Source organism: Sodalis sp. RH21, from assembly GCF_047324175.1.
GTDB lineage: Bacteria > Pseudomonadota > Gammaproteobacteria > Enterobacterales > Enterobacteriaceae > Acerihabitans.
Window position 1 is genome coordinate 3,864,207 of record NZ_CP178732.1, and the last position, 12,061, is coordinate 3,876,267.

13 protein-coding genes and 1 pseudogene are annotated in these 12,061 nt (G+C 52.7%); 8 read left to right on the forward strand and 6 right to left on the reverse strand.

Translation table 11 applies throughout. From position 1 onward, the window contains the following. Positions 1 to 110 precede the first annotated feature (110 nt). The gene (locus ACL2XP_RS17735; protein ID WP_413734277.1) at positions 111 to 1,301 is read left to right on the forward strand and encodes a beta-glucosidase; all 1,191 of its coding nucleotides are present in this window, start codon (positions 111 to 113) and stop codon (positions 1,299 to 1,301) included. Positions 1,302 to 1,356: 55 nt separating this feature from the next. Here ACL2XP_RS17735 and ACL2XP_RS17740 read toward each other — a convergent pair whose 3' ends face one another. From ACL2XP_RS17740 to ACL2XP_RS17750, 3 genes are all read right to left on the reverse strand, one after another. Next, positions 1,357 to 1,530: a hypothetical protein gene (locus ACL2XP_RS17740; protein WP_413734279.1), complete on the reverse strand. Its 174-nt coding sequence runs from the start codon at positions 1,528 to 1,530 to the stop codon at positions 1,357 to 1,359. Positions 1,531 to 1,559: 29 nt separating this feature from the next. After that, positions 1,560 to 1,700 (reverse strand): hypothetical protein, encoded by a 141-nt coding sequence (locus tag ACL2XP_RS17745; protein WP_413734281.1) that lies wholly within the window; start codon positions 1,698 to 1,700, stop codon positions 1,560 to 1,562. A 147-nt stretch (positions 1,701 to 1,847) separates the two neighbouring features. Then, a complete protein-coding gene (locus ACL2XP_RS17750; RefSeq protein ID WP_413734282.1) occupies positions 1,848 to 2,030 on the reverse strand; it encodes a DUF2158 domain-containing protein in 183 nt (60 codons plus the stop codon). 380 nt (positions 2,031 to 2,410) lie between these two features. Here ACL2XP_RS17750 and ACL2XP_RS17755 point away from each other — a divergent pair, with 380 nt between their 5' ends. Together ACL2XP_RS17755 and ACL2XP_RS17760 are read left to right on the forward strand one after the other, a co-directional pair. After that, positions 2,411 to 2,881, forward strand: a complete 471-nt coding sequence (locus ACL2XP_RS17755) for a hypothetical protein (protein WP_413734284.1) — start codon at positions 2,411 to 2,413, stop codon at positions 2,879 to 2,881. A 258-nt stretch (positions 2,882 to 3,139) separates the two neighbouring features. Next, positions 3,140 to 4,000: pseudogene (locus ACL2XP_RS17760) on the forward strand (manganese catalase family protein); the annotation flags it as partial. 273 nt (positions 4,001 to 4,273) lie between these two features. On the opposite strand, the gene ACL2XP_RS17765 reads toward ACL2XP_RS17760, so the two are convergent. Then, the gene (locus ACL2XP_RS17765; RefSeq protein WP_413734286.1) at positions 4,274 to 4,969 is read right to left on the reverse strand and encodes a phosphohydrolase; all 696 of its coding nucleotides are present in this window, start codon (positions 4,967 to 4,969) and stop codon (positions 4,274 to 4,276) included. 177 nt (positions 4,970 to 5,146) lie between these two features. Further along, positions 5,147 to 5,758 carry an alpha/beta hydrolase gene (locus tag ACL2XP_RS17770; protein ID WP_413734288.1) on the reverse strand — a complete coding sequence of 204 codons (612 nt, stop codon included), beginning with the start codon at positions 5,756 to 5,758 and terminating at the stop codon, positions 5,147 to 5,149. 226 nt (positions 5,759 to 5,984) lie between these two features. Here ACL2XP_RS17770 and ACL2XP_RS17775 point away from each other — a divergent pair, with 226 nt between their 5' ends. Beyond that, positions 5,985 to 7,127, forward strand: a complete 1,143-nt coding sequence (locus tag ACL2XP_RS17775; RefSeq protein ID WP_413734290.1) for a L,D-transpeptidase family protein — start codon at positions 5,985 to 5,987, stop codon at positions 7,125 to 7,127. Between the two features lie 124 nt (positions 7,128 to 7,251). On the opposite strand, the gene ACL2XP_RS17780 is transcribed toward ACL2XP_RS17775, so the two are convergent. Continuing rightward, positions 7,252 to 8,262 (reverse strand): alpha/beta fold hydrolase, encoded by a 1,011-nt coding sequence (locus tag ACL2XP_RS17780; RefSeq protein WP_413734292.1) that lies wholly within the window; start codon positions 8,260 to 8,262, stop codon positions 7,252 to 7,254. An 807-nt stretch (positions 8,263 to 9,069) separates the two neighbouring features. On the opposite strand from ACL2XP_RS17780, the gene ACL2XP_RS17785 reads away from it, so the two are divergent. The 4 genes from ACL2XP_RS17785 (at position 9,070) to ACL2XP_RS17800 (ending at position 11,785) form a co-directional block, all read left to right on the forward strand. After that, positions 9,070 to 9,810: a carbonic anhydrase gene (locus ACL2XP_RS17785; RefSeq protein ID WP_413734294.1), complete on the forward strand. Its 741-nt coding sequence runs from the start codon at positions 9,070 to 9,072 to the stop codon at positions 9,808 to 9,810. 689 nt (positions 9,811 to 10,499) lie between these two features. Beyond that, on the forward strand, positions 10,500 to 10,823 hold the full coding sequence (locus ACL2XP_RS17790; RefSeq protein WP_413734296.1) for a hypothetical protein: 324 nt from the start codon (positions 10,500 to 10,502) through the stop codon (positions 10,821 to 10,823). Positions 10,824 to 11,006: 183 nt separating this feature from the next. Continuing rightward, on the forward strand, positions 11,007 to 11,312 hold the full coding sequence (locus tag ACL2XP_RS17795; RefSeq protein WP_413734298.1) for an I78 family peptidase inhibitor: 306 nt from the start codon (positions 11,007 to 11,009) through the stop codon (positions 11,310 to 11,312). Positions 11,313 to 11,545: 233 nt separating this feature from the next. After that, positions 11,546 to 11,785, forward strand: coding sequence for a DinI-like family protein (locus tag ACL2XP_RS17800; protein ID WP_413734300.1), 240 nt, complete (start codon positions 11,546 to 11,548; stop codon positions 11,783 to 11,785). Positions 11,786 to 12,061 lie beyond the last annotated feature (276 nt).

A 12,061-nucleotide genomic window follows, 5' to 3' on the forward strand; every position in this document is an offset into this window, starting at 1 on the left:
TCGCAAAGTCTGCGATCCGCAGTATCGATTGGCCGTTATCTGTTGTCTACGGTTAATAATAAGTCGTCCAGCCAGGACAGGCAAAGTCTGCCAGCCAAGGGGGAAGCCCGATGCAAGATCAAATCATCCATGGGATATCACCCATATACCGGCCGTCGCTGTTTCAAAGTTTTTTCCAGGGGGGCTTCGACTGTTCGACGGAGGTGCGGGGCGACGGCCGCCGTATTGACCTGATTAACGCCAGCGGGCATGAAATGCTGGCATCAAAGGATTATGCGCAACTGGCGGCGCAGAAATTGACCACCGCGCGCGACGGGCTGCGTTGGCATCTCATCGAATCCACGCCCGGCCAGTATGACTGGTCGAGTTTCTTGCCCATGCTGCATGCCGCGCAGGTCAATAATATCCAGGTCATTTGGGATCTGTGCCACTACGGCTGGCCGGATCATATCGATGTCTGGCAGCCGGAATTCGTGGCGCAGTTTGCCCGGTTCGCCGGCGCGGTCGCCGCCCGGGTGCGCGACGAAGGCATCGCCGCGCCGTATTATACCCCCGTCAACGCCATCTCTTTCCTGGCCTGGGCCGGAGGAGACATGGCCCATATCCAGCCGATGGCGTCCAAAAAAGGCAAGGCGCTCAAGCAACAAATGGTGCGCGCCACGCTGGCCGCTATCGACGCCATTCGCGCGGTGGATAGCTCCGCGCGTTTCCTGCAACCGGAACCCGTGGTGCATATCAATGCGCAGGAAGGCCTGCCGGAAATGGAATCCGCCGCCGAAGAACTGCGGCTGGCGCAATTTGAAGTCTGGGATATGCTCAGCGGCAAGCTCAACCCCGAGCTGGGGGGCGCCCCGGGATATCTTGATATCATCGGCGTCAATTACCGGCCCGGCAACCAATGGTTTCACCAGGGGGGGATTATTGCCTGCGACGATACGCACTATCGCCCCTTTGCTGCCATTCTCAAGGAAGTTTACCAGCGTTACCGGCGCCCGGTGCTGATTGCCGAAACCGGTGCGGAAAACGATCTGCGCGTGCCCTGGATGCGCTATATTTTCGAGCAAACCATCCAGGCCATGAAAGACGACGTCGCCGTAGAAGGTATTTGCCTCTATCCCGTAGCGGACTACCGCAGTTGGAGCGGTGAAAAGCACTTGCCGTTCGGCTTGTTGGGCATGCAGGATGTCAATGGCAATCGTTCGCTGTGTGAACCCCTGGCGCTGGAGATGCGCAGCCAGCAAATACGCCTGAAGGGATTACTGGAAGATATATTGCCCGACGAGAAAGCAATGCCCGCCTGAAGAAACGGGCTTACTCCGGCCCCGATCCCGGCGGCCGGAGTACTATGCCGTCGGCTTAAAGAGGCGGCTGCGCCGACCGGTTATAACAGGAACCGGTATCCACTTCGCCGTTATGTTTTACGTCATAAAAATAGGCCAGGCCAAACAGCACCGACACAGCGATCAAGACCGATACCAGCAAACCGATTATGGCGAGTAATTTCGTATCATCCAATCCGCTGTTTTCCATGTCTACTCCCTCCTTTCACCCATCCGCAATCAGATAATCCAGAGCGTCACTAAAATCATAAAGCTGATAAGCGTACCCGCGGCGACGGCTAATACCGCAATCGCGAATTGAGCATCGTTTAGCGTTTCCCGATAAATTCTTTCGCGATGGGCATGACGGCTTTTTTTCACAAAGATACTTTTTAACGGAGAATACATGAGACATTTTGCCGGGCCAGGCCAAAACCGATCCGCTTACAAAATATGCGAATCAAGGTGTTTTTGCAAGCGGTAGCAGCAAGATCAAGAGGGCTCATCCCTGAGGCCCGGGCTACGCGGTCAACATACCCCGAAATCGCCGTCTTCCTTATATAAGGAAAGCTCCTCCGGTTTAAACGGCTTCGCATTCTCGATGCCGGAATCCATCATGCCGCAATACACCAAGCCATCTTCAACTTTTACTACGCTCATCACCGGTCCGCCTTTGATGGGCTGAACGAGGTCGCCGGTTTCGAAAGCCATACAGATCTCCTTTGTCATTAGCGGCTATGCCGCCGGTGCATGTCACTACTATGTCATTAACCGGGTTAAGCCGCCAGCCCCTGCCGGGCTAAACACGGATGTCCGATCGGCCAGGCGATATGTCCAAGCATAAGCCGCACAGCGAATTGCAGCCCAAGTCATGCGGAGCCGCTCAATCCGCCGCGCCCATAAATGCCCGGCCCCGACATTGCGGCCCAGGCTAACTCTCTGGCCAGTCTGAGGAAGTTATACTCTTTTTATATAAGCGCGGTTTACCCGTGTTTTTTTAATGACAAGGATGTTAATTAGCCGGATACTTAACTCCTGTTCATGTTTATCCGGTGATGCGGCAGGCCAACAACCTTCGGCATAGTATGACGATGACATCAAAAAATGTCCGAAAAGCCAGCAAATACTCAACCCATTTCGCCAATGCGACCCTGGACGAGCACGGCGTGGCGGTGCATTCCGGCTGGCTGGTAGCCTACTGCACGCACCCTATTACCCGCGAATACCTCTGCGCCACCATGGAATTTCTGTGTATCGGCGCGCAGCTACCCGACTTTAGCTACCAGGATAAGCCGGTATTACCGGACGACGACATGGCGCTGATCCGGTCGCGCGATGGGAAACGCTGGGAAATCGTAGCCGATTTCCGCGGCCAGGTGGGTTATCGTATCAGCGACGGCAGCAAGATTTACATTGATTTCCTGGCGGAACTGCCCGCCTCGTTAACGCTGCGCGCACCGTTAAAATCCACTGACATTTGGAATGGCGAGCGGTGGATTGACAGCGTCCTACTGGTTCCGGTTGCCAGCCTCGCAAAATATAATTTGCCGATGTTGCTGTAGCAAATGCCCCCCGGGGCAGTTTCGGCATTGCCGCCTGCCCGGTTCGGCCCCTTCATTATATAGCCTGCGCATTACGCGGTTAAAAAACATCAATCACATCATCCCTCAAATTAAATATGAATAAACAGCGGCTTACTTAATAACCCTGATTTTCTCACGTGCTTCCTTTGCTTATTTACTTTAAGCCTACTAATCTTTTTATTAGTTTTACCGGTAATACGCTGCTGCTTTTCATTGAAGTTATATTGAGGAAAATCCATGTTTAAACATATAAAAAAATTACAATATACCGTGCGAGTGGCCGCGCCCAATCCTGGGTTGGCTAATCTTCTTTTGGAGCAATTCGGCGGCCCCCAGGGCGAACTTGCCGCGGCATGCCGTTATTTCACCCAGGGTATCGGCGAAGACGACCCGGGCCGTAAGGATCTGTTATTGGACATCGCCACCGAAGAACTCAGTCATTTAGAAATTATCGGCACTATTATTGCTTTATTGAATAAAGGTGCTAAAGGCGATTTGGCCGAAGGGATTGATAAAGAGGCCACGCTATACAGATCCCTGACCGGCGGCGGCAATGATAGCCACATCACTTCATTATTATACGGCGGTGGTCCGGCGCTGGTTAATTCAGCCGGCGCCCCGTGGACCGCAGCTTATATTGATACCATTGGCGAACCCACCGCTGATTTACGTTCCAATATCGCCGCCGAAGCGCGGGCGAAAATAATTTATGAACGCTTAATCAATATTACCGATGATCCAGGTATTAAAGATGCGCTTGGTTTTTTGATGACCAGGGAAGTATCGCACCAGCAGTCTTTTGAAAAGGCGCTATATGCCATCCACAACAATTTCCCGCCAGGAAAAAAGCCGCCGGTGCCAGAATTCGCCAATGTTTATTACAACACGTCCTCGGGCGGCGAAGTGCGCGGCCCCTGGAATTCTGATAAAAACTTCACCTATGTAGCCGATCCGCAGCCTGGCGTGGATGGCGGCGACGGCGGCGCCAGCGTCGCGCTGCCATCAAAGCAGCAGGCCACCGCCCAGGCCATGGCGGCCAGGACCCGATCCGATATTGGCACCGATCCGATAACCGGCGCGGAAGTCGGCGGCGCGAGGGCGATTATCGAAAAACAAACCCCGCCGGGCCAAGCCGCCGCCGCGCCCAAGAAAAAGGCCGCCATCGCGATCAAGGTCAAACCCGTGACCAAAGCCAAGGCTTCTGCTAAAGACAAAGCGGTGCCAAAGGGTAAAGCGGCGGCCAAGAAAAAATAACCGCCGGTAGTTTAATCAACGCCGTTTGGGGGATATAACCGCCCAGCGCCTTGCCGCGGTGAATCCGGTGATTCACCGCGGCCGGTCGAGTGGCTATTGATAGCCGAAGCCGCGGTTTTAACGGCTTGTCCGAAAACGTTCCAGCGTTTCGGTATCCAATTGGTAGTACTCCCCTTTCAGTTCGGCGCAGAGCTTGCTCATAAAGGTGACCAGGTAGTCAATATTATAGGCGGCCATCCGGCGTCCCATCTCCGTTTGCATGGTATCGGCCAGGGTCAATAATTTGGTCTGAAAATGATCGAACGTATAGTGGACATCATCCAGCGGCCGGTGCAGCGCCAGCGGGTCTTCCGCATGAAATAATCCGCGGCCCAGTTGGCCGGAAACATGGAATACTCTGGCCAGTCCGATGGCGCCCAGCGATTCCAGCCGGTCGGCATCCTGGACGATTTTCGCCTCAAGGGTTTCAGGCGTAATCCCGGCGCTAAAGCTATGGGCCGCAATAGCGTGGGCTACGGCGGGATAGGCGGCTACCGGGTATTCAGGAAACCGGGTGGCTAGAATTCTGAGCGTCTCTTTTGCCGCCAGGGTGGATGCGAGATGGCGTTCTGGATGGTTTTTGGGCAGGTTGACCACATCATGGAAATAACAGGCCGTCAGTACGGTTAATTCATTGGCCTGCGACAGTTGCATAATTTTTTGGGCGGTATTCCAGACGCGGCTAAAATGGGCGAGATCGTGCGCTTTATCATCTTGTGGAAAATGCTGCTCCAGGTACTCCATAAATCGGCGTTCCCATTGCTCTAATTCCATACGTCCTCCTGCCAGCCGTTAGGTTCTTATTTTATCCTGCGCCGTTGATGCGCGTTATCAGCCAACCCCAGCCAACCGCTGCAGTCGGCTGATAAGAGTAATAAGCCACATCCGGCGCCGCGCTTCAAGACAAATACAAAATTAGCGCTGGATCACGGTAACGGATATCCGCTCATGCTAAGAGCCGGCCGCCAGCACCGCGGCGATAAATCGCTCCGCCCGCGCCGCGCCGTCACTGGAAAGCGTATGCCCAAGTCCGGGCAGAATAAAAGCGTTCGCCTCCATGCCCAGCGCTTTGAGCGCGGTCTCGGCCCGCTCCGTTTCCCGCGGGTCGATAACCGGATCTTCCGCTCCGTGGATCAGTAGCACCGGCACATGGACGCAGGGCGTGAGCGGCATGGGCGAAGACAAGCGGCCCGAAAACGCCACCACCCCCGCCACCGGCCAGCGCCCCGACGCCACGGCATCCAGCGCCATGATCGAACCTTGGGAAAATCCCACCAGCACCACCCGATCCGGACGATCGGCCAGCTGGTGGTCAGCCATCAGGCGGGAGAGCGTCGCATCAAAGGCGGCCCGGGCCAGGCGCACCCTTTCCGGCCGGTTGCTTTCCGTCACGCCGGAAATACTGAACCACTGACGCCCGTCCCCATGCTCAAAGGGAAATGGCGCATCCGGCGCGGCAAACCGCGTATCGGGCAGGACGGGCCGCAAAACCCCGCCCAGCGGCGCCAAATCATTACCGTTACTGCCTACGCCGTGCAGCATAATCACCAGACCATTACTCATTTGTTGATGCTCCTTATGCAGGGCCAACCGGCCATTACGCCAGCGCAGATGCGCATCAGCCACCAAAATAACTCGCGCACCAGTCTTAGGGATATCTTTGTACGCAAGGTTACACATATAATTTCCCTCAGGGGGCGTTGTGCACATATAATGCCCATCCGGTCATTATCGAACCGGAATAAACTATCCAATTACTGCCTGTGTGGCGATTACATCTGACATAACTATGAAAATGAATATGCGCGCAATCTATACGGTAATTCTGGCAATGGCGGCGTTCAGCCACTCAGCCTTGGCCGTGGTATACCCCCTTCCGGCCGGCAACAGCCGCCTGGTTGGGCAAAATCTGGAAATCGACATTCCCCAGGATAGCAAGTTACCGCTGGAGCATTTTGCCGCACAGTTCCAAATGGGCCTGAGCAATATGATTGAGGCCAACCCCGGCGTTGACCCGTTCCTGCCGACTCCGGGCAGTAAACTGGTTATTCCCCATCAATTAATTCTGCCAGACACCCCCCATGAAGGTATCGTGGTGAACAGCGCCGAAATGCGCCTTTACTACTATCCGAAAGGCAGTAAAACCGTCGTCGTATTGCCGATCGGCATCGGTGAACTGGGCAAGGATACCCCGGTGAACTGGCTGACCACAGTGCAACGCAAGAAAAACGGTCCGACCTGGACGCCGACCAAGGCGATGCATGCCGAATATGCGGCGCGCGGCGAAACATTGCCGGAGGTTTTCCCGGCGGGTCCCGATAATCCGATGGGCCTGTATGCGCTATACGTCGGCCGTCTTTACGCCATCCACGGCACCAACGCCAATTTCGGTATCGGTTTGCGCGTGAGCCACGGCTGCGTGCGTTTGCGTGCCGATGATATCAAATATTTATTCGATCATGTGCCGGTGGGTACGCGCGTACAGTTCATCGACGAACCGGTAAAAGCCAGCATCGAGCCGGATGGCACCCGCTATCTGGAAGTGCACAATCCCCTGTCCTCTACCGAGGAACAATTTAAATCCACCGAGCCGGTGCCTATCGTTTTGCCGGCCAGCGTCAGTAAAGTGATGGTAGACCCCATTGTTAATCAGGACGCGGTTAATGTCGCCCTGCAAAATCGCTCGGGTATACCGGTGAACATCTCCGCGCCGGCAACCGTCGCGCCAGTGGTTACCCCGGTTTCCGCGCCGGCGGATGCCCCTGCGGCAGCGCCTGATTCGGATCAAGGCGCTGCCGCCCCCGCGGCGCCGGCTGAAGCGGCGGCTCCGGCCGAAGCCCCGGCGCCTGACGCGGCTAATAGCCAGGATAACCAGCCGGTCGCGCCTGACTCTGCGTCAATGGCGGCTCCGGCGGCTACCCAGGCCCAGTAATCGCCGCCAAGGGGAAACGCGGCAAGGATGCCCGTTTCCTTTCCTTCGCGACGCGCGTTTAATTCATCCCTTATCGCCGATTTCCCCGGTTTACCCTTGTCAGACCCGCTGTGGCATCACCCCTTTATGGCCTTAATGCCTCCAGCAAGGCCTGATTAAATTGCGTCGGCTGCTCCATCTGCGGCGCATGTCCCAACCCCTTGAATTCAATTAGCCTGGCACCCGGAATGCGCCCGGCGATCTGTTTGCCGAGCCGGTCATAATGGCCGAGCGTCGCCTTGACCGCCGGCGAAGCGATATCGCTGCCGATGGCCGTCGTATCCGAGGTGCCAATCATCAGCGTGGTCGGCACCTGCAAATTGCCGAATTCATAAAATACCGGCTGGGTAAAAATCATGTCGTAGATCAACGCCGAATTCCAGGCGACCAGTTTATGCCCCGGCCCCTGGTTCAAGCCGGCCAACATATCCACCCAGCGATCGTATTGCGGTTTCCAGCGCCCCACGTAATAGGTGGTCAATTCGTATTGATGAATGCTTTGCGCCGTCGTATTTAACTCGCGCTGGTACCACTGGTCGACGGTACGATAAGGCACTCCCATTGCCTGCCAGTCCTCAAGACCTATGGGATTGACCAATACCAATTTACCCACCCGGGCAGGAAACATCAGCGCATAGCGAGTCGCCAGCATCCCGCCGGTGGAATGCCCCACCACCATAACCTTATCGATACCGAGGCCGGCCAACAAATCGCGGGTATTGGTGGCCAATTGCTGGAAGCTGTATTGGTAATGCGCAGGTTTGCTGGAGCTGCAAAAGCCAATCTGATCGGGCGCCACCACGCGGTACCCCTGGCGACTCAGCGCATTAATCTGATCTTCCCAGGTCGCCGCACAAAAATTTTTCCCGTGCAGCAATACCACCACCTGGCCATTGGCGCGCCCCTGCGCCGCAACATCCATATAGCCCATTTGCAAAGCCTCGCCCTGTGAGCTAAAGGAGTAATAATGGAGCGGATAGGGATAGGCGAATCCCTGGAGCTGCTGTCCATATTCCGCAGGCGCAGCGGATGCCCCGCCGGCGATTGGCAAAGACAATACCGCGGCGCAAAGGGCGTTTCTGACCAAACATAGCATGGCGATCCTGACCTTATCGTTAAAGTGGCTGTGACGGGCTTACCGCCCTACCCTGTCACTTAAGGATAAACCTCGCGGTTGGCGAATGCGATTCCCATTCGGCGGATCGTTGAACGATACTGCCGCGCCGACCGTATGTCGTTGCCCTGAGAAAACATGCCGTTTATTCATGAAACAGCGGCAGGTTAAATCTTCAAACATATTCATATTATTTTAAATTAACTTACGTACCCTAAGCTGATTAAAACTGATAAAGCAAACGGTTTTATACTAAACGTTGTTTCCTCCTGACAATAATAACCGCTGCTGCCGACTTGCTGCGAAATGCGGTATTTATGACGCTCATGGTATAACAAGACTCATTAAAAAACATAAGCGCCCATGGATAATCGCAGCTGCATATAATTAAAAAATCACATCAAAGCTTGTTAGCATTATTGAATACGCACATAGCTTTTGCTACGTATCTTTTTAAAGTGCCATTATCGATAAGTGATACTGGGGATTAAAACAACCGATGATTCGGTTGCCGATATAAAAAAGGACATAAAAATAAAATAAAAATATACATGCTAAAGTAAATTTATATATTACAGAAATGATCAGCAACATAATCAATGGTAAATTAAATCCGGACCAGCTTGCTTGTAGTTATTTACTGGCAAAATAACAATCTTTATCACGTTATTGTCACATCCCATGGGCTATTATTTATCGGCGTCGATATAAAAACGCACCCGGCCATATACTTTTTAAAATGCCACTCACAACGGTGAATCGTTGGGATTATCTATGTTCTAGGAGTTAATGATGCAAAAAACTATGCTGAAATCACCTGAACCAGCACGACGCACATTATTGAAACGCGCTGCCGGACTTTCCGTATTGGGCATTGCCGGCGTTATCGGCGCGAGCACTCCCGCCCTCACTTATGCCGCTGCGCTCAGCAGGGAAGAACGGGATAAGATGACCCCGGATCAGATTATTGAAGATTTAAAACAAGGAAATCTCCGCTTTCGCACGGGTAAAAGCCATCAACATGATTATCTGGCGCAAAAACGTTCCAGTCAGGCCGGCCAATTTCCGTCGGCGGTGATACTGAGTTGCATTGATTCCCGCGCCCCGGCGGAAATATTGCTCGACACCGGGATCGGCGAAGCGTTTAACAGCAGGATTGCCGGCAATATCGCCAATGATGATATTATTGGCAGCCTTGAATTCGCCTGCGCCGCAGCCGGGGCGAAGGTGATATTGGTGATGGGCCACACCGCATGCGGTGCGGTTAAAGGCGCTATTGATAATGTCGAACTAGGTCATTTAACAGGGTTATTAAGCAAAATCAGACCCGCCATTGATAAAACCGAGTACGCCGGGGAAAGAGTCGGCAGCAACGGTGACTTTGTCGATGCGGTCGCAAAAACCAACGTAAATCTGACGATTGAGGAATTACGCAAAAGCGATATCCTTCATAAACTTGAATCCGATGGCAAAATAAAAATCATTGGTTCGCTGTATCACCTCGCTGGCGGCAAGGTAGATTTTTTCTAATGAGCCGCAACATTAACAGCCCGCCAGGGCTGTTAATTCCCCCAACGACAGAACACCCGTTACCCCGCTGCGCCTTTCATCGGGTTAACCTGGAAATAGGGATATATCACAATAGCAGGCAATAGTCCGGCCCTTGTAATGGCATTTTCTACGCTTTTGGCAAAACAGGGGTGATGACTACCCATTCAGTTCATTGAATCTCGGTTTATCCCTTCTATGTAATGATCGCATTGCATTCCTTTGTATTGCTTTCGTTCCAAAACTCCTCTTTTGGCGTACGGGCTGTCGAGCCCGTTTTTTTACATCCAGGCTAATCGGCATAGGGTAAACTGCTATTGTATGATGAAATATTTAAATGTGACATGCATCACCATTTACTCCTGCAGTTGCTCATAAAATAGTGACAGATATCACGTTTATATAGAGGAGCAGATAATGGATACAGTACAAAGAACCGACCAGATATTGCTGAGAGTTTGTTGGTTGTTGGTATTAGGCGGTGTAATTTTTGGCGGCGTATTGTTTAAAATGTATTGGTAATTTGTTAATTAATTACCTGCTATTTTCCAATGGGACTTCTTTTACCTCTGATGTTTTTTATCAACGTCCTGATAACGGCTTAAGTCCACTGATGACCGGTCAGTATTGCTGGCTTACTATAATACGGCATTAGCGGACAACAACATGGCATGACGGCGTTACGCGCACACCCTCAGCGCACCAGTATCCCTTTCGCTTATCATGCCCCGCATTCAGGTGTTTTGCCCGCCACTGGTGTTTTGCCCGCAAATAGTCGCTTAGCCGATAAGGAGTGTCCTGAAGAGTGCTATGATTTGATCATGAGTCGCCGTATCGGAGTATCGATGAAATTGATTATCCTTTCCCTGTCATTAAGCCTGCTGTTGATTACGGGCTGTAGCGGGGTCGCTGGTTCGTTATTTAAAATCATTCCTGCCAACACCGACGTTTGCCCCCATGGGCATAATGTTTTTACCAATCAATGCAATCCATGATGCACCCCGTGTAAAATGCCGGTGATGAGACCATCCCCCTCCTAGCCTGGCCCTATGGTAAAATTAAACGCAAAATAGCCGTTCCGTTATTGCCGTTTAAGGCTAATAGTTGAAGGTAAAAGGTAAAAAATTACCAATAAAAACATCGATATACTTACCCATCGAATAACCCGAGGAGATATTATGCGCAGCAAGACATTGACGCTTAGCCTGGTTACGGCCCTTGCCCTGACGGCGTGCAGCGGTCGCAACGCCGACCGCCCCAGGCAACCATCCGCCATACAACCCCATCCCGCAAAGGATACCTGCCAGGCAGCGAGTTATAACCCTATGATAGGCAAACCCGGCAGCATACTTGATAGCATGCGTTTTTCCGTGCCCATCCGCTTAATCAAGCCCGGCCAGGCGGTAACGATGGATTTTAACCCCCAAAGAGTGAATTTTTTTACCAATGAACAAGGGATCATTACCAGCATCCGTTGCGCATGACCATATCATCCACGAGATGTTCTGTATTGGGGCATACTCCCTCCGTTGACGATTTTTCGGTTACCCCGCGAAGAAAGGTTGCATTTAAACCGGGAAAGGCTGTATAAAACGACAGTGTCAGCGATAAGCCAGAAACATGGCCAAATCGCCAACGCTTGATTGCGGCGATGCGATAATTGCCATAAATTTTGCAACCGGCGCCGCCGAAGAATTTGCTTGCGTAAAGGAAAACTATGCGTGTTGAACTCATTTATGATAAACGGAACGTGGCGGGGCTAGAGAACGCGGGACATATCATCGAAGCCGAACTGACCAAGCGGGTGCATCGGGTTTTTCCAGCGGCCGAGGTCAAGGTTAAAGCCATGCAAGCCAACGGTATTAATACCGATGCCAATAAACAGGAAAAGGCGATACTCAATCGCCTGCTGGAAGAAATGTTCGAGGAGGCCGACGAATGGCTGGTAGCTGATTAAGTTCGGCAGCGGTCAATATTAGCCCTGACGTCAGCCAGGGCATGCTGTTCGTTTACCTGCCCTCATCCCGTCCTTCCTAATTCTAAAGCCCTTGTTCCACATATCACCGCGCCCCCGGGATGCCATCAACCCCGGTCCTGCTCCGGCTATGTAATCAACAGGCTGCAAGCCGCGCTTACGACCGTGTTTCCATTAAATACACATTATTTTCCCCAATACTCCGTCATTCGACCCATACAGATTGCCGGATACCTCCACCGTCGTGACTAAAAGATC

What these genes read in the sequence shown, in the direction of transcription:
- ACL2XP_RS17765 (WP_413734286.1), bottom strand. Translation starts at nt 4,969, where the DNA reads ATGGAATTAGAGCAATGGGAACGCCGATTTATGGAGTACCTGGAGCAG.
- ACL2XP_RS17770 (WP_413734288.1), bottom strand. Translation starts at nt 5,758, where the DNA reads ATGAGTAATGGTCTGGTGATTATGCTGCACGGCGTAGGCAGTAACGGT.
- ACL2XP_RS17785 (WP_413734294.1), top strand. Translation starts at nt 9,070, where the DNA reads ATGATGCAAAAAACTATGCTGAAATCACCTGAACCAGCACGACGCACA.
- ACL2XP_RS17755 (WP_413734284.1), top strand. Translation starts at nt 2,411, where the DNA reads ATGACATCAAAAAATGTCCGAAAAGCCAGCAAATACTCAACCCATTTC.
- ACL2XP_RS17735 (WP_413734277.1), top strand. Translation starts at nt 111, where the DNA reads ATGCAAGATCAAATCATCCATGGGATATCACCCATATACCGGCCGTCG.
- ACL2XP_RS17775 (WP_413734290.1), top strand. Translation starts at nt 5,985, where the DNA reads ATGAAAATGAATATGCGCGCAATCTATACGGTAATTCTGGCAATGGCG.
- ACL2XP_RS17740 (WP_413734279.1), bottom strand. Translation starts at nt 1,530, where the DNA reads ATGGAAAACAGCGGATTGGATGATACGAAATTACTCGCCATAATCGGT.
- ACL2XP_RS17780 (WP_413734292.1), bottom strand. Translation starts at nt 8,262, where the DNA reads ATGCTATGTTTGGTCAGAAACGCCCTTTGCGCCGCGGTATTGTCTTTG.
- ACL2XP_RS17790 (WP_413734296.1), top strand. Translation starts at nt 10,500, where the DNA reads ATGACGGCGTTACGCGCACACCCTCAGCGCACCAGTATCCCTTTCGCT.
- ACL2XP_RS17750 (WP_413734282.1), bottom strand. Translation starts at nt 2,030, where the DNA reads ATGGCTTTCGAAACCGGCGACCTCGTTCAGCCCATCAAAGGCGGACCG.
- ACL2XP_RS17800 (WP_413734300.1), top strand. Translation starts at nt 11,546, where the DNA reads ATGCGTGTTGAACTCATTTATGATAAACGGAACGTGGCGGGGCTAGAG.
- ACL2XP_RS17795 (WP_413734298.1), top strand. Translation starts at nt 11,007, where the DNA reads ATGCGCAGCAAGACATTGACGCTTAGCCTGGTTACGGCCCTTGCCCTG.